This window comes from Burkholderia sp. SRS-W-2-2016, from assembly GCF_001931485.1.
Lineage (GTDB): Bacteria > Pseudomonadota > Gammaproteobacteria > Burkholderiales > Burkholderiaceae > Paraburkholderia.
This window is the reverse complement of record NZ_MSDV01000019.1, coordinates 180944-201907: the sequence shown is the minus strand read 5'-3', so window position 1 is coordinate 201907 and position 20964 is coordinate 180944. Positions and strand designations below refer to the sequence as shown.

The following is a 20964-nucleotide window of genomic DNA, read 5'->3' as shown; positions in this document are numbered from 1 at the left end:
CACTACGTTTTTCAGCGTGCGACACGCGACAGGATGTCGCCGAGTGTGTTCAACGCGGTATCGATATGCTCGGGCGCGATGCTGCCGTAGCCGAAGATCAGTCCCGCTCGCGGCGTGACTTTGCGGTGAAACGGCGCGAGTCCGTAGAGGCCGATCGACGCTTCGCGCGCGGCGGCAACCAGTGCCGCTTCGCCGCGCGACGCGAGCGGCTCCTTCAGATGCGCGGCCAGATGGATGCCGGCGGTCGGCACGATCGGGGCGAACCACGGCGCGAGCGGGCCTTGCAGATGTTCGAGCAGCAGCGCGCGACGCGCCGCGTACGCCTTGTGCATGCGCCGTAAGTGACGCGCAAAGTCGCCGTTCAGCATGAACGACGCGAGCGCGGTTTGCGTGAGCGTGCAGCCGTGACAATCGCCGATCTGCCGCGCTTTGAGCAGCGGGCCATGCAGCGAAGCCGGCGGCACCAGATAGCCGATCCGCAATTCCGGAAAGATGGTTTTCGAAAAAGTCCCGACGTACGCGACCAGCCCGGCGCGATCGAGGCTTTTCAACGGCTCCATCGGCCGGCCTTCGAAGCGGTATTCGCAGTCGTAGTCGTCCTCGATGATCACCGCGCCGCGTTGCTGCGCCCATTCGAGCAGTTCGACGCGACGCTCGAGGCTCATCGGCATGCCGAGCGGAAACTGATGCGACGGGGTCACGTAAATCAGCCGCGCGTTATCGGGCAACTGGCTGACGATCAGCCCTTCGCGATCGACCGGCACCGCCACCACGCGCGCGCCGCTCGCCATCAGACACGCATGCGCGGGCGGATAGCCGGGGTCTTCGACCGCCGCGACGTCGCCGGGACGCAACGTGATGCGCGCGAGCAGATCGAGCGCTTGCTGCGCGCCCTGAGTGACGATCACGTCTTCCCAATTACTCGACACCGCGCGGTTGAACGCGAGGTAGCGCGAGATCGCGAGCCGCAATTGCTGGTCGCCGGCCGGTTCACGATAGGTGCCGGGCGTGCGCGTTTGCGCCCGCAGCGCGTGATTCACGCAGCGGCGCCACACGTCGAACGGGAACAGCGACTTGTCGGTCGCGCCGCCGACGAAGTCTTGCGGCGAGTCCACCGACGGCCGCGGCAACGGCAGGCTGTCGGGCATCTGCTCCCACAGCGGTTGTGCGCGCGCCGCCGCCGGCGGATTCGCGGCGGCGACCGGTTCGCGCGCGCTGTCGGCCGCGCGCGCGTGCGCGGAGCGCTGGGCCGGCAGGCGTTCGAGTCCGTCGGCGACGAAGGTGCCCGAACCGGCGCGCGCGCTCAGATAGCCCTCCGACAGCAGCCGCTCGAATACGTCGAGCGTGGTCTTGCGCGATACGCCGAGTTGCGTGGCGAGATCGCGGGTGGACGGCAAACGCGTGCCGCCGGCCAGACGGCCTTCGAGAATGCCGGCGCGCAACTGTCGATAAATCTGTCCGGACAGATCGTGATGACCTTCGACCGCGATGTGAATGTCCATGCGGGGGTGGTTACCTTGAAGAACGGGGGAAAGCGGCGCTCAGAAGATCACCGAGATCGCCACCGCGAGCCACAGCCCGGTGACGCCGGCGAGAAACAGATGTCGCGCGATACGGATGCGGGAGTCGCTGCCTTCGGGCTCGACCGGACTCGTCGCCATCCACGGCACGAGGCCCAGGCACGCGAAGCCGCTCAGCGCGAGCACGAACACGACGACGTCGGCCGCGCGCCACGCGGTCGGCTCGTACATGCCCCAGTAGCCGAGAAACGCGATACCGATCGAGAACACCGTTGCCGAAGCGGCGCTGAGCGCGGGCACCGAGCCAATGGGAGCCGGCATGCTTGACCTCCGATCGTTGGACTGCGGTTCGACTGCGCCGCGCGCATGCGTGCCGCTTGCGCGGCGAACGCTCAGGACGTGCGGGCCTGCCGCGCTTCGTACGTCTTCAGATGACTATAGGCGATGCGCAGCAACGACAACGTCTGCTCGCTTTTGTGCACGTCGCCGCCGCGCGCGATCAGATCGCCGAGAATGTGATCCGCCTCGGTATGCGAGTGATTTTCGACGTCGCGCAGCATCGACGCGGTCAGCGCCGACGGCTTCAGCAGCATCTGCGCGGCGCGCGTGTCGAACGCCGCGTCCATCGTGAAGCCGTTGTGTTCGGCGACCGCGCGGCATTCGCCGAGCAGTTTTTCGACGATGCGCTTGCCGTCCGGCGCCGCCAGAATATCGCCGACCGAACCGCGCATCAAGCAGGTACTTCCCGCCAATGTGGCCAGGAACACCCACTTTTCCCACATCCGCAGCAGGATGTTGTCGCTGACCGCCACCTCGAAATTCGCGCCGGCCATCGCGTCGGCGATCTGCTGGGTGCGCTCGGAGGTGCCGCCCGCGAGTTCGCCGAACGTGATCGCCTGCATCTCGTTCAGATGCACGATGTGCTGCGCGGCATCGAGCGTCGCGGCGATCACGCACTGGCCGCCGAGCACGCGTTCCTTGCCGAAGCGCGCGCACAGCACGTCGATATGGCGCATGCCGTTGAGCATCGGCAGGATCACCGTGGATTCGCCGACCAGCGGCGCGAACGAATCGATCGCGTCGTCGAGACTGTAGGCCTTGCAGCTGAGCAGGATCAGGTCGAACGGCTCGGCGCTCACGCCGGCGAGAATCGTCTTCACGTCGCGCAGTGCGAGATCGCCGCGCGCGCTTTTGATGACGAGGCCGTCGCGTTGCAGCTTTTCCGCGCGGCCCGCGCGCACGAGGAACGTCACGTCCTGCCCGGCCGCCGCGAGACGTCCGCCGAAATAACCGCCTACCGCGCCAGCTCCCACTACCAGAATTCGCATCTTGAGCCTCTTCAAAGATTTCGATCTTGCCTGCCGGGTCACCGCTCGCGCGTCGCCGTTGTCGATGCGGTCGATGCGGCCGCTGCGGTGCTTGTTCAGGAATGTAGCAAAGATTGAAAATCGGTTCTGCTCTGGTTGAGGGGTGGCCGGCGCGATCGTACGTGGTGCACGGGTTGCGCGCGTTGCACGGGTTGCGCGGGTTGCGCGCTTCGCACGTGAACGTGCTGCGACGCAGCGTTAGCGCGCGGCGGATTGCGTGACCGCGGGTTGCGCGGCGGATTGCGTAGCCGCTGCCACCTTCTCGCTGTCGTCCCACCCGCCGCCGAGCGATCGGTACAACGCGATCGCCGCGAGCGCATGTTCGCGCCGCGCCTGATTCAGCGACTCCGAATCGCGCAGAAATGCTTCCTGCGCGGCCAGCACGTCGAGAAAATCGGTCGCGCCGCCCTTGTACAGCTCGGTCGACAGCCGCAGCGCGTGATTCGACGCATCGAGCGCGCCGCCGAGACGCTGCACCTGCGCGGCGCCGCTGACCAGATCGCTACGGTTGTCCTCGATCTCCTTGAGCGCCTGCAGCATCGTCTGTTGCAGGCCGAGTTGCGATTCGCGCATGCGGCTCTCGCTCGCATCGATATTCGCGGTGATGCGCCCGGCGTTGAAGATCGGGCTGGTCGCGCTCAACGCGGCGCTGAAGAGGTTATCGGTCAGCGTCGGCAGCCCCAGATACGACGAGGCGAGCAAGCCGTCGGCCAGATTGATCTTGAACTGCGGATAGCGCTGCGCCTTCGATACCCCCACCTCCGCCGCGCGCTGCTCGACCTGCGCATACGCGCTGCGCACATCGGGCCGGTGCAGCAATGCGTCGGACGGCAGCATCTGCGGCGCGCTTTGCGCGGGCACCGGAATCGCGCGCGCGTCGGCGAGCAGCAATGGGTCGATGCTTTCCGGCGTGCGCCCCGAATAAACGGCGATCAGGCTCATTTGATGCTGCACGGCCGACTGCATGCGCGGAATCTGCGCCTGCAAATCCTGCAACTGATTCTGCGCGCGAGCGACATCGAGCTGCGTGGATAGCCCGTAATGCAGACGTTCCTGCGTGAGCTTCAGCGCGCGGCTGCGAATCTGTTCGTTGTCGCCGAGGATCTGCAATTGCGCCTGGGCCCAGCGCAAATCGATGTAAGCCGCCGCCGTATTCGCGGCGAGCGCGAGCCGCAACTGCTGCAATGCCCCTTCGCTGCCGGACACTTTGGCCTGCGCGGCGAGTACCGCGAGACGTTCGCCGCCGAATACATCGGGCGTCCAGCTGGCGGCCAGACCGAAGCCGGCCTGGCGCACATAACCGAGCGGCGGCGGCGTGTTCTGCCGTTCGGTCGATGCGCCCGCATTCGCATTCAATTCAGGCAGCAATGCCGCGCGATTCTGCGTGACCACGTCCTGCGCCTGCTTCACGCGTTCGATGGCGGCCTGCACGTCGAGATTGCCGAGCAACACCGACTCGACCAGCTGATGCATCCGCGGGTCGCCGAACTGGTTCCACCAGGCATCCGCGCTCACGTTGTCTTGCGGCGCGTCGACGCTCCACGCGGCCGGCGCCAGCGTCTGCACCGTATGCGGTAAATCCGCGTGGGTGGCCGGCTGCACCGCGCAGGCCGCGAGCGCCAGCAATGCGGCGCTCGCCGCCAGTTTCATCACTATTCGTTTCATGTTGAGCTCCCGGCTCGGTTTAATGGGCATCCGGCGGCGGCGCTGTATTGCCAAACGGCCGCGAAAACAGCACGCTCACCAGGCCGACCACGAAGCACAGCGACACCGCGAGAAACGCATCGGAAAACGCCTGCACCAGCGCTTCGCGCATCAGCAGCGCATGCAGTTCGGCGAGTCCCGCGTGGGCCGCATCGAGTGCGTTGCCGCCGAGTGCCGCGAGATAACCGGCCTGTTTGTGCAGCAGCGCTTCGACCGCCGGACGACCGGCGTTCAGATGCTCGTCGAGCCGTTCGTAGTGCAGATTCAGGCGGTCGTTCAGCATCGTGCTACTGACCGCGATGCCGATCGCGCCGCCGAGATTGCGCATCAGATTGAACAGGCCGCTCGCGGAGCGCAGCCGCGACGGCGGCAACGCACCGAGCGCCATCGTGACGATCGGCGGAATGCAGAACTGCTGACCGATCCCGCGCAACGCCTGCGGAATCAGCAACTGCTGCCAGCCCCATTGATTCGTCAGCGGTACGTACAAATAGCAGCCGATGCCGAACAGCACGAGCCCGAACACCATCAGCTTGCGCATATCGACAAAGCGCGCGAGCGTCGAATACGCGCCCAGCGCGAGCAACTGGAAACAGCCGACCGACAGCAACGCGAGGCCGATCTGCAACGAATCGAAGCCGCGCACGCGGGCCAGAAACACCGGCGTCAGAAACACCGTGCAGAAGATCCCGATGCCGGTAATGAACGACAGCAGACTGCCGATCCCGAAGTTGCGCACCGCGAGCGCGCGCAGATCGACGATCGGTTCCTTCGCGGTGAACGCATGAACGAAAAACAGAAATCCGCAGATCGCCGCGACCCACGCGCATATCACAATCACATCGTCGCCGAACCAGTTCTTGCGCGGGCCTTCTTCGAGCACGTATTCGAGGCAGCCGAGAAAGCCCGACATCAGCAGGATCCCCAGGTAATCGCCCTTCTTCAGCAACGACAGATCGACCTTGTCGATATGCACGTACTTCGGCACCAGCAGCGTCACCGCCACGCCCGGCACCAGGTTCAGATAGAACAGCCAGTGCCACGACCATTGCGACGTGATCCAGCCGCCGATCACCGGACCGATGGTCGGCGCGAGCGACGCGAGCGCGCCGATCGTCGTCGAGGCGATCAGCCGCTGCTTGCCGGGAAACAGCACGAACGCGGTGGTGAACACGGTCGGAATCATCGCGGCGCCGAGCGCGCCTTGCAGACCGCGAAACAGGATCATCGAGTTGATGTCCCACGCGAGGCCGCACAGCATGCTGGTGACCGTGAAGCCGAACGCGGAAAACGTGAACAGCCAGCGCGTCGAAAACACCCGCGTGAGCCAGCCCGACATCGGAATCACGATGATCTCGGCGATCAGATACGAGGTCTGCACCCACGACAACTCGTCCTGGCTCGCGGACAGGCCGCCGCCGATATCGCGCAGCGACGACGCGACGATCTGGATATCGAGCGTCGCCATGAAGAAGCCGACGCACATCAGCGCGAACGCGAATACCTTGGTGCGGGTCGGCTGGTCGGCGGGGTTGTCGGTGAGGTGGGCGGCTGCGGTGGCGGGCGCGTTGGTGGGCGCGTTGGTGGGCCGATTGCCCGCGAGACTGCCGGTAGCGGTCGTCATGATCGGTTCATCCGCGCGAGGTGGGGTTACTGGCGGCATTGCCCGAATCGACGTGCACCTTCACCGTCGCGGACAACCCCGGGCGCAGCACGCCCTGCATATCGCGCGGCACGTCGAGGCGCACCCGCACCGGCACGCGCTGCACGATCTTCGTGAAGTTGCCGGTCGCGTTTTCCGCCGGCAGCACGCTGAAGGTCGCGCCGGTCGCCGGCGCGAGGCTTTCCACCACGCCATGCAGCGCGCGGCTCGACGCATCGAGTTCGACATCGACGCTGTCGCCCGCGCGCATCTTCTTCAGCTGGTCTTCCTTGAAGTTCGCGTCGATCCACAGGCCGCTCGCCGGCACCACCGTCAGCAGCGACACGCCGGTATTCGCGAGCAGCCCGACCCGCGCGCTGCGATTGCCGACATAGCCGTCGATCGGCGCGCGAATCGTCGTGTACTCGACGTTCAGCGCGGCGACGCGCTGCGCGGCCTCGGCGGTCGCGATGCGCGCTTTCGCGTCGCCGATCTGCGCATCGAGCACCGCGATCTGGCGTTGCGCGGCGAGCAGCGCCGCGCCGCTGCGATCGACCGCCGCGCGCGCCTTGCTCAGATCGGCATCCGCGCGCTCGACCACCTGATTCGATACCGCGTCGTCCTTGACCAGTTCGCGGTAGCGGGTCTGATCGGCGGCGCTGCGCGTCAACTCCGCGCCCGATGCGCGGACCTCGGCGGCCCGCTCGCTGATCGACGCCAGTTGCAGCGCCTTCTTCGCTTCGAGTTCGGTGACCGACGCCCGCGCGCTCTCGACCTCGGCATTGGCCTGCGCGAGGCGCGCGTCGTAATCGCGGGCGTCGAGCCGGATCAGCACCTGGTTCGCGTGCACGAACTCGTTGTCGCGCACCAGCACGTCGGTGACGAAGCCGTTCACTTTCGGCGCCATCACGGTGACGTCGCCGCCGACGTACGCGTCGTCGGTGGTCTCGATCAGGCGGCCGACGAAAAACCAGTACGACAGCGCGAGCGCCAGCGCGACGAGAACCGTCAGGACCGCGAGCAGCATCCACGGGATACGGCGCGCCTGACGGGCGGGTTGCAGCGCGCTCGGCGGCGCGACGGTCGAAGGGGTGGTGGACATGGTGTCGATATGTGCGTATGCACTCTTCAGGTTGAAAAAAACGGCGCGCGGCGCCGGCCTCCACTGCTTATGTCCTGCTGGTGTTCCGCTCGTGTTCTGTTGATGTTCTGTTTGTACTACCGCCCGTTCACAGCGAATCTTTAGTGATCGCAAACAACTCGCTGCGCAACGCGGCCGCGCGCTGTTCGCCGAAGCGGTCTTCGAATTCCGCCTGCGCCGCATACCAGTGCGCACGGCCCGCGCTCAGGCGCTGCTCGCCGGCGGCCGTCAGCGAGATCAGCAGCGTGCGCGCATCGGCGCCGAGCGCGTCGCTCGTCACCAGTCCATCGCGCCGCAGCGGCTGGATCGTGCGAACCAGCGTGGTGCGCTGCATGCGCATCTGTTCGGCGATCTGCTTCATCGTCATCGGACCGACGCGTTTAAGCCGGCCCAGCAGCGAGAATTGCGTGATCGTCAGCCCGACCTTCGACAGATGCCGGTCGTAAAGCTGCGATACGTGGCGCGCGGCCTGGCGGATCGCAAAGCAGTCGTCGTCGAACAGCGCTTCCATGTTGCGGTACGTCCTGGGTTCGTCAGTGCATATGCACATCAGGCGGCGCAACAAAACCCGCCGCGGCGGGTCTGCGCGCACCGGTTTAATCGGTGATGCTGAACAACTCGGCGCGCAGCGTCTTCGCGCGCGCGCTTCCGAACTTCGTTTCGAACTCTTCCTGCGCGGCTCGCCATGCGATCGCCGCCTGATCGAAGCGCGTCTCGCCCTGCTCCGTCAGGCTGAACAGCAGCGTGCGGCCGTCGTGCTCCGCCGGCTCGGCGGCGACCAGGCCGTCGCGCTGCAACGGCTTCATCGCGCGGACCAGCGTGGTGCGCTCCATCACCATCGAGTCGGCGAGGTCGGCGATCGGTTGATTCGGCGTGCGCGCGAGCTTTGCAAGGATCGTGAATTGCGCGGCCGTCAGGCCGACGCCGCCCAGATGGCGCTCGTAGATCTGCGTGACGTGCCGCGCCGCCTGGCGCAGCGCGAAGCAGTTGCATTCGTCGTAGGAGAGAGGACGGTTCATGCGACGAAGCATAGATGTGCATATGCACGCATTCAAGTTTTTTTGCGGCGGCTTCGCGCTGACGCATCGACGCTCGTGATTCGCCGGTCGTCCCCAGCCCGTGCCAAAGGCTTGTCAGCCGTGAATGTTATGTTATAACATCTCTCGCGTTGTTCGACCGCACCCGACTGCTTCGCGCCGATCAGTACACGGCAGCACAAAGCAGCGCACGCGCACGCCACCACTTTTCCGATCGCATGCTTGCCCCGCTCCGGGGACGAGGCAGGCGGGACTTCGCCGGTCGCAAAAGAACCATCAACGCATCGTCATCAAACGAGCCACAACAATGAAAAAACGCACACTGACCGCCCAGGCGGCGCTGCTGTTCTGCGCCGTCGCTTCGAACGCATGGGGAGCGTCAACTCAAGCAGTCCTGACGGGCTCGGTCTCCGATCCCGCCGGCCAACCGGTTTCGCACGCGAAAGTGGAAGTGCAGGACGCGAGCGGCGCGGCAATCGGCAGCGCGAGCACGGACACGGCGGGCCGTTTCGCGATCGACGGCGTCGCGCCCGGCACCTATGCGGTCGTCGTCAGCGCGCCCGGTTTTGCCAGCGGTAGCCGCATCGCAACCGCTGAATCCGGCGCTTCGGCGGCCATCGACGTGCAACTGCAAAAGAGCGATACGCTCGACGTGCAGGTCAACGCGCAACGTCTGAACGCGGCCCGCAACGGCCTGTTGCCCGAGACCGGCAGCAGCGTCTACCGCTTCAGCCAGGCCGATATCGCGACGCTGCCGGCCGGTGCGAACACGCCGCTCAACCAGGTGCTGCTGCAAGCGCCCGGCGTCACCAACGACTCGTACGGCCAGGTACACGTGCGCGGCGAGCATTCGAATCTGCAATACCGGATCAACGGCATCATCATTCCGGAGCCGATCAGCGGCTTCGGCCAGTCGCTCGATACCCGCATCATCGACCAGATGAATCTGCTGACCGGCGCGTTGCCCGCGCAGTACGGCTATCGCACGGCCGGCATCGTCGATATCCGCACCAAAACCGGCGACACCGGCAACGGCGGCTCGATCGACGTCTACGGCGGCAGCCATCAGACCATCCGCACCAGCGCCGACGTGTACGGCAGCGAGGGACCGTTCAGCTACTACCTGAGCGGCTCGCTCGGGATGAACAATCTCGGCATCGAGAACCCGACTTCGAGCGCGACCGCGATTCACAATCACACGCGCCAGGGCAATACGTTCGGCTATCTGTCGTATCTGCTCAATCCGCTCACGCGCGTGAGCGTGCTGTTCGGCGCAACCAGCAATCAATTCCAGATTCCGAATACGCCGGGCCTGCCGACCAACTTCGAACTCGCCGGTCACGACACGTTCGATTCGTCGCAACTGAACGAAAACCAGTCCGAGCTGAACAACTTCGCGGCGATCGCGCTGCAAGGAACCAACGGCGCCGCGTTCGATTATCAACTGGCGTTTTTCACCCGCTATACGCGCACCAAGTTCAATCCCGATCCGATCGGCGACCTGATGTTCAACGGCGTCGCGTCGGAGAACTTTCACAGCAATCGCGCCAACGGCGTGCAGGCGGATACGACGTGGCGGCTGAACGATCGCCATACGGTTCGCGCGGGATTGTTTTTCCAGCAGGAACGCGCGGTATTCGACGACAACGTCAGCGTGTTCGCCGCCGACGAGGACGGCAATCAGCTCTCCAACGTACCGTTCGACATTCACGACAGCAGCAGCAAAACCGGCTACCTGTACGGCCTGTACGCGCAGGACGAGTGGAAAGTCACCGACCGTCTGACGCTCAATTACGGGCTGCGCTACGACCGGATGAACCAGTACATCAGCGCCGGCCAGTTGAGTCCGCGCGTCGGCCTGCTCTACACGCTCACGCCGTCGACGACCGTGCACGCCGGCTACGCGCGCTACTTCACGCCGCCGCCGTTCGAACTGGTGTCCGGCGCGACGATCTCGAAGTTCGATGGCACGACTAATCAAAGTCCGTCGAGCCAGAACGATCCGGTGCGGCCCGAGCGCAGCCATTATTTCGACGTCGGCGTCACGCACAAACTGAATTCGGCCGTCACGCTCGGACTCGACGCGTACTACAAGCAGGCGCGCGATCTGCTCGACGAAGGACAGTTCGGTTCCGCGCTGATCTACGCGCCGTTCAACTACAGCTACGGCAAAACCTATGGGGTGGAATTCACCGCGAACTACAAAAGCAGCAACCTGTCCGCGTATCTGAATCTCGCCTATAGCCGCACCCGGGGCAAGCAGATCAACTCGGCGCAGTTCAACTTCGACGCCGACGAACTCGCCTACATCGCGGACAACTGGGTGTATCTCGATCACGACCAGCGGGTTACCGCGTCGTTCGGCGCGGCTTACGACTTCCGCAATACCACCTTCACGTTCGACGGCATTGTCGGCTCAGGCTTGCGCAGCGGCTTCGCCAATACCGAGCGGCTGCCGGTCTACGCGCAGGTGAATCTCGGCGTGATCCAGCATTTCAACGAACCGCTGATCGGCAAGGTCGACGCGCGGCTGGTCGTGATCAATGCGTTCAATCGCGTGTACCAGTTGCGCGACGGTTCCGGGATCGGCGTCGGCGCGCCGCAATACGGCCCGCGCTTCGCGGTCTACGGCGGCATCACCAAGTACTTCTAAGCGAGCGCACGGAGAATCATCATGGATGAATGGACGGGATTGGTCGCGGCGCTGCGCACCGGCGGATGGATCATGTATCCGCTCAGCCTGCTCGGCGTGCTCGCGTTGACGATCATTTTCGAGCGCGCGTATGTGTTTGCGCGCTTCGCGCGGGCGCCGATGGCGCTGCTCGAGCCGGATACACCCGATATGCCGGTGCAGGCCGCTGACGGTGTCGAGCGGCTCGCGCCGCAACACGCGTTTCGCCGCATGGCGGCGGCGTGGCGGCCCGACGCGGCCACGCCGCTGTGGCTGCGCGAAGCGTCGGCGCAGGCGATCGCCGCGCGCATCGAGCGCGACATGAGCCGCGGGCTGTGGCTGCTGGAGACGATCGTGACCGCGGCGCCGCTGCTCGGACTGCTCGGTACGATCGTCGGGATGATGCAGTCGTTCCAGCTGTTCGGCGGCGCCGGGCTCGTCGATCCGGTCGGCGTAACCGGCGGCGTTGCGCAGGCGCTGGTGGCGACCGCGGTCGGGCTGATCGTCGCGGTATTCGCGCTGTTCGCGTTCAACTATTTCTCGCGACGCCTCGAACGGCTGATGGACGAACTCGAACTGTTCGCGAACGCGCGCCTCAATGCGCTGCGCGTGCGCGACGAAACGGGCGGAGCGTGACGATGAAACTGCGCCGCTCGCGGACCTCGAAGCGAGGCCGCATCGAGATCATTCCGATGATCGACGTGATGTTCTTTCTGCTCGCGACCTTCATGCTCGCGTCGCTCGCGATGCAGCGTCTCGACGCGGTCCGCATCGATCTGCCCGCCGGCCGCGCGCAAACGCTGAGCGAGCACGAACCGCTGACGATCGCGGTCGACGGCAACGACGCGGTGTCGATCAACCGGCGGCCGGTGCGCGCGGAGCAGATCGAGGCGGAGGTGAAGCGTCTGCTGCGCGCGGACGGCAACGTCGTGATCGCCGCCGACGACCATGCGGGCCACGGCGCGGTCGTGCAGGCGATGCTGGCCGCGCGGCGCGCGGGCGCCGAGCACTTTCTGATTGCCGTGCATCGTGAATAGGGCCTGTTTCGTGGGGTTTTCCGAGCGCTGGGGGTACGCGCGGCGCAGTGCGATTGCGTTCGTGCTGGCGTTGGGGCTGTGGTTGAGTGTGCTCGCGGTGCTGTCGTCGGGGTTGGCGATGCGTGTGAGCGATGCACCGAGGCCAGCGGCTGCGTTGGATATGCGGGTAGTCGTGATGGACGCGCCGAGCGCGACAGGTGCCGCGCTAGCTGCGGAAAAAACGCCGGCCCGCGTGCAGCCTGCAGCAGAAACGCCGACGCCGCCCGCCAGGAGCAAATCAAAGCCGGTCAGCGTGCGGGAAGATGTTGCGCGTCACGACGCGCAACGTGCAACGCGAGAACAGCGAGTAAAGCCGGCCGTCACTTCAGACGCGCCACCGCACGCGCCCAAAGAACCCGTCGAGGTGCCGCCCGCGACTGGCCCTTCGGAAGGCACAACGCGGTCGACCACCACAAACGCCCCACCCTCCACTGCCACTTCAACCGCTTCGACCACTCCAACCGCATCACCCACCGCAACCGGCTCCACCACCACCGCCCGCACAATCGCGCAGCCTCTCCCAACGCTACCCGACGACCTGCGCGAACAGGCGTACCGCACGGTCGCGACCGCGCGCTTCACGATTCACGTCGACGGCTCGGTCGACGTCGAACTACTGCAGGCCACGCCGAATCCGCGCCTGAATGGATTGCTGCTCGAATCGTTGCGGCGCTGGCGTTTCTTCCCGGCATTACGCGACGGGCATGCGGTCGAAAGCACGCAGGACATCCGCGTACATTTCAACGTCAGTTGATGAGTTGCCAATAGGGAGTCGCGCGGAAAATGCGCAGATAAAACGCGGAAGAAGTACGCCGAATCCCACCGGACTACTGAAGATCGGGCGAATAATCCAGAAACTCGAACGGTGGAGCGGACGCCCAAACGCGCCCGCTCCACCGCCGGTGCCAACGCCATCGCTGCTGCCGCCTCGGCTGCCGAGGCCGGGACCGGAGCCGTTGCGGCTTCCGGTTCTGGCAACTCTCGCCGAACAGCGGCATGGCCCGGCCGCTTAGAACCGCTGCTGCAAGCCGGCCATCACGCCGACCTGATTCATGCCGGTGCCAACCGAGCCGCCCGCCGCGACCGTATTGGCCGCTTTGCTGCTATTGAACATATAGCCGAACGACGAATAGACCGTCGTGCGCTTCGACAGCAGATAGTTCGCGCGCGCGACCACCAGCGTCGAGTTCAAATTGTTCAGATCGCCGGTCGTGCGTTGCAGGAAGCGCGTGCCCTGGCCGTCGAGCGAGAAGGCCGGGGTCACGAACCACGTCGCGCCGCCGAAGAACATATCGGTCTGCAAATGCGTGAGCGCCGACTGGTTGCGGCGGATCCAGCCCGCGCCGACCTTCACCGGCCCGAACAACGCATAACCGTCGACGATATTGCGCGCGTCGGTGTACTTGCTGTTGTTCATCGGCGCGGTCGCGCCGGTGCCGCCGCGCAACAGGTCGTACGATGCGGCGACGCCGAAGCTCGCCGAATCGTACGCGAGCATCGCGGTGTACTGCTTGCACGCGCGGAAGTCGCCCGCCACCTGGCCGCCGCAGTTGGTCGCCGACGGACCCGCCGGGCCCGCTGCATCGCGGCCGAAGCTGTAGGTGCCGCCGACCGTCACGCCGCTGAATTTGCCCATATAGCCGATCGCGTTGTCGCTACGCGCGTTCGGCAGATACGAATCGAGATTGCTCAGCGCGTGGATCGACGGACCGATCACATCGGCATTCGCGAGCGCGTACATCGTCATGTTCATCTGCCGGCCCAACGTCAGCGAGCCGTAGCTGCTGCTCAAACCGACATTGGCCTGACGGCCGAACAGCCGGCCGCCATAGTTCAGCGCCCCGGTGCCCGGCTGAAAACCGCTTTCCAGTACGAAGAAAGTCTTCAGGCCGCCGCCCAGATCCTCGCTGCCTTTCAGGCCCCAACGCGACGGCACTTCGCCGGTCAGTGTCGGCATCCCGACAACGGAGCCGTGAGCCGCCGCATTGTTGTAGTACGACACGCCGGTGTCGATGATCCCGTACAGCGTCACGCTGCTCTGGCCATAAGCCAACCCCGTTGCGGCTGCGAGAAGTGCCGCGCTCCATTTCATTTTCATAGTGTCCCCTATCTGCTTCGAGTGTATTTATTGGGTGCCGTGAGGCGGAAAGGATTGTGCCGTACATGCAATCGACGCGCGACGGTGGTTCCCCCAGGCCTCGCAGACCACTGTCGCGCGAGTCGTCAACGTGATGACGAAACTGAAACCGGCTGCTCCTAGCTGCGCGCGGCCTGCTGCGCGGCGACCGGCGCGCTCACTTCGACCTGATGCGAAGCCGAGCGGCGATGATCGATCAGCGCGACCGCCGCCGCTGCAACTAGCGCGGGCAGACCGATCGCCATGAAGTTCTGCTGCAGCGGCAGGCCCATGCCGACCAGCACGCCGATCAGGATCGGCGCGACGATCGCGCCGCCACGGCCGACGCCCAGCACCCAGCCGATCCCGGTCGAACGCACAGCCATCGGATAGAACTGCCCGGCGTACGCGCAATTGACGATCTGCGTGCCGATCGTCGACGCACCCGCGAGACCCACCAGCACGAACAGCACAGCGGTCGGCATCGGGTAACCGAGCAGCGAGATCGACACAGCGGCAAGCAGGTACATGCCGACCAGCACGTACTTGATATGCAGCTTGTCCGCGAGCCAGCCGCCGCCGATCGCGCCGATCATCGCGCCGAAGTTCAGCACCAGCACGAAGGTCAGCGCCGAGCCCAGGCTATAGCCGGCGGACGCCATCAGCTTGGTCAGCCACGAGCTGAGCGCATAGACCATGAACAGGCACATGAACGTGCCGACCCAGAACATCAGCGTGCTGAAACCGCGGCCGTCCGCGAACAGCTGACCCATCGACGCCTTGCTCTGCTCCGCGCGGTTCAGCACGAAACGGTCGCCGCTGCGCTGCTGGTAGGTCGGATCGAGCCGGCCGGCAATCCGCGCGAGCTTGTCGGTCTCACCCTTGCCGATCAGAAACGCCATCGACTCCGGCATCCATTTGAGCAGCAGCGGCACCAGCAGAACCGGCGCGCCCGCGGCGACGAACACCGACGGCCAGCCGAAGCGTTCGATCATCCCCTTGCCGAGCACCGCCGCCAGCATCCCGCCGACCGAGTAGCCGCTGAACATCAGCGTGACCATCGTGCTGCGCAAACGGCGCGGCGCGTATTCGGTCATCTGCGCGATCACGTTCGGCATCACGCCGCCGATCCCGATCCCCGCGATAAAGCGGGCGAGGCCGAATTCGACCGGCGTCGCCGCAAGACCGGCCAGCGCGGTGAACACACTGAACAGCCCGAGACAGATCGCGATCGCCCAGCGACGGCCGATGCGATCCGCGACCGTGCCGAACACGATATTGCCGAACATCATCCCGAACAGCGCGGAGCTGACCATGAAGCCGGCCTTCGCCGGATTGACGCCCATCTCCTTCATGATCGACGGCAGCGCAATGCCGGCGACCGCGAGGTCATAGCCGTCGAAGATGATGATGAGTGCGCACCAGATCAGCACGATGTAGTGCAAAGGGCTGAGCTTCGCGTCCTCGGCGAGCGCGTGCAAATTGATTTCCCGCATGGGTGTCTCCTCCGTTTCAAAGCCTGTTCCGCGCTGTAGCACAGCCCGGTCGAACGTCGCCGCGTCGCTTCGGTTCGCTATCCGGTCCGCTATTAGCGGTTACCCGAAGCAAACCGCAGTCGGTGCGGCAGCGGTGTGTGTTCTCTATGTATGAATGGGCGCAGTGTATGAATCCAGAAAGGTTTGCACTATCCAGAAATTGCACATCAGCTATCCAGGTCAGTCCGCTTTTTTCCTTGCTGACATAAACTGGCTCCAACCCGTGTGGCGATATCAGTAGCTTTCCGAATTCAGCGCATTGGACAGCGAGGCTATGCTCGGCTCATCGCCACATCCGCACAGGACATTCACGCCCGCGAAAGAGGCCTGAGACAGTGCATTCCGTTAGTTCGGAATGCGACGGGAAGCGCACCAGGCCACATTGGAGACGGCATGACTTTGTCAACGAAATCTGAAGCGCTGTCGGCGCTGTATCGCAATTGCCTGTTCCGTTCCGACAACGCCGTCGACAGCCATGACCACGTCGCGCGTGAATTAAGCGACCATGTACTACATTGGAAAAACGGTGCGCCAGATACCGCGCTATTCAAGGCGGAGTTGAATCATCTGCGCATCTACGCGTTGCAATACGGTGCGGAGGTCGAGGTCACGCCGCGGCCATTCGATGGCTTTACGCTCGTGCATACGTCGTTGAGAGGGGGCGCGGAAATCGAATGCGACGGCACTGTGATGAGCGTCGCCGAGGGGCGCACCGCGGTGTTGTCGCCGCAACGAAGCGTGCGGCTGCGCTGGTTGCCGGGGACCCAGCAGTTCATCGTTCGAGTGCCGGACTCGTTGATGCTGGAAGTCGCGGGCCGCGCGCCCGACGATGAACTCGAGATGGTGCCGGGCCGGTTGCTGCCGCAATCGCTCGGCTCGCAGTGGGATCTGATCACGCAGTCGTTGCTGAACATTGCCGCGCAATCCGGCAGCGGCGCTCTGCGGCCCGAGTGGAGCGATCATTTCGAACGCAATCTCGCGCTGTTTCTGCTGATGCATCAGCTGCCGCAAGCGGCGCCGGCACCCGTATTAGCGATTGAATCAGCCGAGCCTGCCGGTTGCGGCGCCGACACGCGGCTGCACAACGGCGGCGCGAAACAGATGGAAGTCCTACTCGAATACATCGACTCGCGGCTGTGCGCGCCGATCTCGCTCGAAGATCTCGCGCGAGTGGCCGGGGTCAGTTTTCGCACGCTGAACGTGCTGTGCCGGCGCCATCATGGCGTGACGCCGATGGAACTGCTGCGCAACACGCGCCTCGAAGCGGCGCGCACCCGTCTGCTGACCGAGTCGGCGTGCAGCATCACCGATACCGCGCTCGCGTTCGGCTTCGGCCATCTCGGCCGCTTCTCCGCGTACTACTTCGCGCGCTTCAATGAATTGCCGAGCGATACGCAGAAGCGCCGGCAACGGTGTGCGTAGCGTTGCCGGCAAGACTGCGGTAATGGACGACGGTTACTGCCCGACCTTCTCCGACTCCACCACCAGATCGAGCACATACGCGACCGCCGGCGCATCGGCCGGCGGATTCTTCACGGTGAAACGTTTGACTCGCAACACGTTGCGAATGCCCGGCGTGTGCGTATAGCCGTCGATCGTCTGATTCAGCGGTTGCCACGGCCCGGGCGTGCCGCTCGCGAGACCCTGCTCGTCGAAATGACGCTCGCGCACCTGCAGACATTGCTGGTTGGCCATCAACGGATGGTTGCATGGCACCGTCTGCGGCGCGACCTCAAGGAACGCGATTTCGCCGGGACCGCCGTAGCGCGTTTCCGCGGTCGGCACGCCGGTAAAGCTCAGCGTATCGCCGCTATCGGTGACCAGTTGCAGGCTCGGCGCGTTGTCGCGCGCCAGCAGTTTGACCGCGGGGCTGCCGCGCAGACGCTGGGAAATCGCGTCGTCGAGCGCGGCGAGGCCGGCGTCGTGACAGGCCATCATCGTGCTCACCATCGGCCCCACCTGCAAACGCCCTTTCTTGACGCTGTAGCCGGCGCCCAGGTTGTTGCAGCTATTGACGACGTTCATGCGGTCCGCGCTGAAGTCCAGTTGCAACGGCTGATCGGGACGCACGAATAGCGCATCGATGCGGGTGCCCTTGCTATCGATCGCGTTGTTGAGCCGCCAGTGATAGCGGCTCAGCAGCTCGGCTCCGTTCGCCGCGGGCGCGGGCGCGCTCGCGGCGGCGGCCGCCGGTGCGTTCGCTGCGCTGCCGGCGGTTGGTGCGGCTGTTGCGCCTGTTGTGGTGGTGGCGGTCGTTGCAGTCGTTGCGGAAGCCGGTCCGGTCGCTTCCGGTGTTTGCGCGCAGGCGGCAAGCACCAGCGGCAGCAATAGCATGCGGTATTTCACGTCGGCACCTCTGTGGGTTCAGTGGATGATCCTGGCGTCTGGCCGCGTCGACAGCAAGTTCGACGCGCCGCGCAAATCGCTGGCAGGAAGGCTTGAGGAGCCGGTGAAATAAAACACCCGGCGGCATTGCGCCGGGTTGTTCGCACCTGCCCGTTCAGGCCGCCAGCCGCGACTTGACGACCGACAGCATAACGCAGGTGGATGACGCAAAGCGCGCGGGCTCAGTAGCCGGGCGCCGTCTGAAGCCGCAAGCGCGGCCGCAGCAGCAGATAAAACGCGGCCCCGTGCGTGATCACGAGCAAGGGCACGTAAATGATCGGAATTGCGTAGGTCGCGCCGAGTTCGCCCGCGTGCGCGGGAAGATCTGCCTGTATTGCATGCGCGTAATCGAGAATCAGATCGACCGCGCCGGCCAGATTGAATGCGACGACAAGCGACCAGAACAGCGGCCGGATCCGCGCGGTAAGGAGCGCGAGCATCGCGAGTAGACCGGTGATGAAGTCGCCGTACGCGGCGAACGTCGCGAAGCCGGCCGGCAACCCGTTACCGACCACACCCGGCAGCAGAAACACCAGCCCGAAAAAGCGGAAGCTATGCAAGGTGGCGATCGCGCGTTGCGCATCGAACGGGTTCATCGTCTTCAGTTTCGGCCATATGTAAGTGCCGAAACACAGCAGCCAGGCCACATAACCCAGCACCAGGTGCAATTGAAAAAGAACTCGCGGTGACATGTATCGTCTCCTGTCGGGGGTACTCCGGTCGTCACGGAAAGGAATGCGCGAGTGGCGGATCTACCGCTGTGGACGCGCTGATGACAGGTGTACCATCGTCACGCGCGAGCGACTATTCCTCACCAGGTTGACAGGCTATGAAGCAGAACTTCACAGTCAGGCAAGGCGCACTCGACGGCGTCGAAGTATTCCTGAGCGTCGCCCGGCACCGCAGTTTTCGCGGCGCGGCGGCGGAACTCGGGGTCACGCCGTCGGCGGTCAGTCAGGCTGTGCGCGCGCTCGAAGCGCGCCTCGGTGCCGCGCTGTTCGTGCGCACCACCCGCAGCGTCGGGCTGACCGAAGCCGGCGAGCGCTTTCTCGCTCGCGCGAAACCCGCATTCGAAGAACTGCTCGCGGCCAGCGAGGTTGCGCGTGGACTCGGCCAACGACCGGCCGGCCTGTTGCGGCTGTCGGTGCCGCGCGCGGTCATCCCGCTGCTGCTCGAACCGCTGATCGCGTCTTTCTGCAAGGCGAATCCGGAAGTCGAAGTGGAGCTGTCGGCCAGCCGCGAGCTGGTCGATATCGCGGCGGAAGGTTTCGATGCCGGCATCCGGCTCGGCCAGTTCGTCGCCGCCGATATGGTCGCGGTGCCGTTGACGCCGCCGTTCCGCTCGGTCGCGGTTGGTAGTCCCGACTATCTGGCCGCGCGCGGCACGCCCGCCACGCCGGACGATTTGCGCGAGCACGCGTGTTTGCGCTGGCGGCGCACCGACGGCGCACTCGCGCTGTGGTCGTTCAACGACCACGGCCGCGCGCTCGAGATCGCGGTGTCCGGCCCGCTGATCGCCAGTGATTTTTCGACGATGCTCGGCGCGGCCATCGAAGGCGTCGGCCTCGCGCAGCTACCCGCGCCGATGGCCGCCGCGGCGTTGAAGACGCAAAAACTCGTGCAGGTACTCGAAGCGTATGCGCCGATGATGCCCGGCGTGTTTCTGTTCTATCCGGACCGGCGCCAGATCATGCCGAAGCTGCGCGCGTTCATCGACCACGTCAAGCAGCACACGCAAGCCGGCTAGCGTTTATCAGTACCCCGTACCTTGTCGGGAAAGCATTCGAGCAGCCAGTCGATAAAGACCCGCAAGCGATGCGTGACATAGCGATTGTGCGGATAGACGACGTGAAACGGATAGGCCGGCGGCCGCCACTTCGCCAGAATTTCAGTTAGCGATCCTTCACGAAGCGCCGCTCTCGCGGTATGCGCGAAAGTTTGCACGATGCCGATACCGGCGAGCGCCGCCGCGAAATGCGCGTTGCTTTCGTTGATGCCGATCCGGTGCTCGACCTTGATCTCGATTCGCTCGCCGTTGTGCTCGAAACGAAACGGCATCGCCCTGCCGTTTTGCGACGACACGTAGCTGACCAATCGATGGCCGTTTTTCAGCTCTTCCGGATAGGCCGGTATGCCGAACTGCTTCAGATACGCGGGCGTCGCGCAGGTCACCATCACCGCATCGCCAATATGGCGCGCAATCAGCGACGAGTTGTCCAAAGGCCCGCCGCGAATCACGCAATCGACGTTGTCGCCGACCAGATCGACCGCGCGATCGGCGACACCCAGTTCGATGCGAATCTCCGGGTAGCGTGCGATGAAATCCGGCAGCAATGGAATCAGCACGTCTTTAGCGGTCAGCCCGCCGACGTCGATCCGCAGGTTGCCGCGCGGCTTGCCCCGCGCGACGTTGAACGACGAATCGATATCTTCGAGGTCGTTCAGAATGCGCGTCGCCTTTGCGTAGTAGTCCTGCCCCTCCGGCGTCACGGTGACCCGCCGCGTGGTCCGCTGCAACAGCTTCACGCCCAGATGCGCTTCGAGTTCCTGCACCAGCTTGCTCATCGTCGCGTTTGGCATATCGAGCGAATCGGCCGCGCGGGTGAAGCTGCCCGCCTCCACGACGCGGGCGAAAGCGCGCATCGCCAGCAACTGATCCATGTTGAGCCTCGGGTTGGGAAAGAACCGCGCCGATTATACACAGGGGTGGATAGTCATTTCATCGTTCGCTATTTATCAATAAACGACGAATCCCTAAAGTGACACCCAT

Annotated in this window: 19 protein-coding genes; 6 read left to right on the top strand and 13 right to left on the bottom strand. The window is 64.7% G+C overall.

The features are described from left to right. Positions 1–11 precede the first annotated feature (11 nt). The 8 genes from BTH42_RS07350 to BTH42_RS07315 form a co-directional block, all read right to left on the bottom strand. Positions 12–1502 (bottom strand): PLP-dependent aminotransferase family protein, encoded by a 1491-nt coding sequence (locus BTH42_RS07350; protein ID WP_075297392.1) that lies wholly within the window; start codon positions 1500–1502, stop codon positions 12–14. 39 nt (positions 1503–1541) lie between these two features. Next, on the bottom strand, positions 1542–1841 hold the full coding sequence (locus BTH42_RS07345) for a hypothetical protein (protein WP_075297390.1): 300 nt from the start codon (positions 1839–1841) through the stop codon (positions 1542–1544). 71 nt (positions 1842–1912) lie between these two features. Beyond that, positions 1913–2848: a 2-dehydropantoate 2-reductase gene (panE, locus tag BTH42_RS07340; RefSeq protein WP_075297388.1), complete on the bottom strand. Its 936-nt coding sequence runs from the start codon at positions 2846–2848 to the stop codon at positions 1913–1915. 237 nt (positions 2849–3085) lie between these two features. Continuing rightward, on the bottom strand, positions 3086–4552 hold the full coding sequence (locus BTH42_RS07335) for an efflux transporter outer membrane subunit (RefSeq protein WP_075297386.1): 1467 nt from the start codon (positions 4550–4552) through the stop codon (positions 3086–3088). A 19-nt stretch (positions 4553–4571) separates the two neighbouring features. Further along, positions 4572–6215: a DHA2 family efflux MFS transporter permease subunit gene (locus BTH42_RS07330; RefSeq protein ID WP_075297384.1), complete on the bottom strand. Its 1644-nt coding sequence runs from the start codon at positions 6213–6215 to the stop codon at positions 4572–4574. Positions 6216–6222: 7 nt separating this feature from the next. Further along, positions 6223–7335: an HlyD family secretion protein gene (locus tag BTH42_RS07325; protein WP_178392129.1), complete on the bottom strand. Its 1113-nt coding sequence runs from the start codon at positions 7333–7335 to the stop codon at positions 6223–6225. 127 nt (positions 7336–7462) lie between these two features. Beyond that, positions 7463–7885 (bottom strand): MarR family winged helix-turn-helix transcriptional regulator, encoded by a 423-nt coding sequence (locus BTH42_RS07320; RefSeq protein WP_075297382.1) that lies wholly within the window; start codon positions 7883–7885, stop codon positions 7463–7465. Positions 7886–7970: 85 nt separating this feature from the next. Continuing rightward, positions 7971–8393 (bottom strand): MarR family winged helix-turn-helix transcriptional regulator, encoded by a 423-nt coding sequence (locus BTH42_RS07315; RefSeq protein ID WP_075297380.1) that lies wholly within the window; start codon positions 8391–8393, stop codon positions 7971–7973. A gap of 325 nt (positions 8394–8718) precedes the next feature. On the opposite strand from BTH42_RS07315, the gene BTH42_RS07310 reads away from it, so the two are divergent. The 4 genes from BTH42_RS07310 to BTH42_RS07295 are packed head-to-tail and all read left to right on the top strand — an operon-like array spanning position 8719 to position 12912. Next, positions 8719–11064, top strand: a complete 2346-nt coding sequence (locus BTH42_RS07310) for a TonB-dependent receptor (protein ID WP_075297378.1) — start codon at positions 8719–8721, stop codon at positions 11062–11064. A 21-nt stretch (positions 11065–11085) separates the two neighbouring features. After that, positions 11086–11718 (top strand): MotA/TolQ/ExbB proton channel family protein, encoded by a 633-nt coding sequence (locus BTH42_RS07305; protein ID WP_075297376.1) that lies wholly within the window; start codon positions 11086–11088, stop codon positions 11716–11718. Between the two features lie 2 nt (positions 11719–11720). Further along, entirely contained in the window at positions 11721–12119 is a 399-nt protein-coding gene (locus BTH42_RS07300; RefSeq protein WP_075297374.1) for a biopolymer transporter ExbD, read from the top strand. 10 nt (positions 12120–12129) lie between these two features. Continuing rightward, the gene (locus BTH42_RS07295) at positions 12130–12912 is read left to right on the top strand and encodes a TonB family protein (protein ID WP_075297860.1); all 783 of its coding nucleotides are present in this window, start codon (positions 12130–12132) and stop codon (positions 12910–12912) included. 255 nt (positions 12913–13167) lie between these two features. On the opposite strand, the gene BTH42_RS07290 is transcribed toward BTH42_RS07295, so the two are convergent. After that, a complete protein-coding gene (locus tag BTH42_RS07290) occupies positions 13168–14256 on the bottom strand; it encodes a porin (protein ID WP_075297372.1) in 1089 nt (362 codons plus the stop codon). Between the two features lie 158 nt (positions 14257–14414). Next, positions 14415–15770 (bottom strand): MFS transporter, encoded by a 1356-nt coding sequence (locus tag BTH42_RS07285; RefSeq protein WP_075297370.1) that lies wholly within the window; start codon positions 15768–15770, stop codon positions 14415–14417. 432 nt (positions 15771–16202) lie between these two features. Between BTH42_RS07285 and BTH42_RS07280 the strand changes: the two genes are divergently transcribed. Beyond that, positions 16203–17231, top strand: a complete 1029-nt coding sequence (locus tag BTH42_RS07280; protein ID WP_075297368.1) for an AraC family transcriptional regulator — start codon at positions 16203–16205, stop codon at positions 17229–17231. Positions 17232–17264: 33 nt separating this feature from the next. On the opposite strand, the gene BTH42_RS07275 is transcribed toward BTH42_RS07280, so the two are convergent. Together BTH42_RS07275 and BTH42_RS07270 are read right to left on the bottom strand one after the other, a co-directional pair. Then, positions 17265–18155 (bottom strand): META and DUF4377 domain-containing protein, encoded by an 891-nt coding sequence (locus tag BTH42_RS07275; protein WP_143751991.1) that lies wholly within the window; start codon positions 18153–18155, stop codon positions 17265–17267. Between the two features lie 221 nt (positions 18156–18376). Further along, a complete protein-coding gene (locus tag BTH42_RS07270) occupies positions 18377–18886 on the bottom strand; it encodes a hypothetical protein (RefSeq protein ID WP_075297364.1) in 510 nt (169 codons plus the stop codon). 137 nt (positions 18887–19023) lie between these two features. Between BTH42_RS07270 and BTH42_RS07265 the strand changes: the two genes are divergently transcribed. Then, positions 19024–19941 (top strand): LysR family transcriptional regulator, encoded by a 918-nt coding sequence (locus tag BTH42_RS07265; RefSeq protein ID WP_075297362.1) that lies wholly within the window; start codon positions 19024–19026, stop codon positions 19939–19941. On the opposite strand, the gene BTH42_RS07260 is transcribed toward BTH42_RS07265, so the two are convergent. Then, positions 19938–20855 carry a LysR family transcriptional regulator gene (locus tag BTH42_RS07260; RefSeq protein WP_075297360.1) on the bottom strand — a complete coding sequence of 306 codons (918 nt, stop codon included), beginning with the start codon at positions 20853–20855 and terminating at the stop codon, positions 19938–19940. The genes BTH42_RS07265 and BTH42_RS07260 overlap by 4 nt on opposite strands. Between the last annotated feature and the right edge of the window lie 109 nt (positions 20856–20964).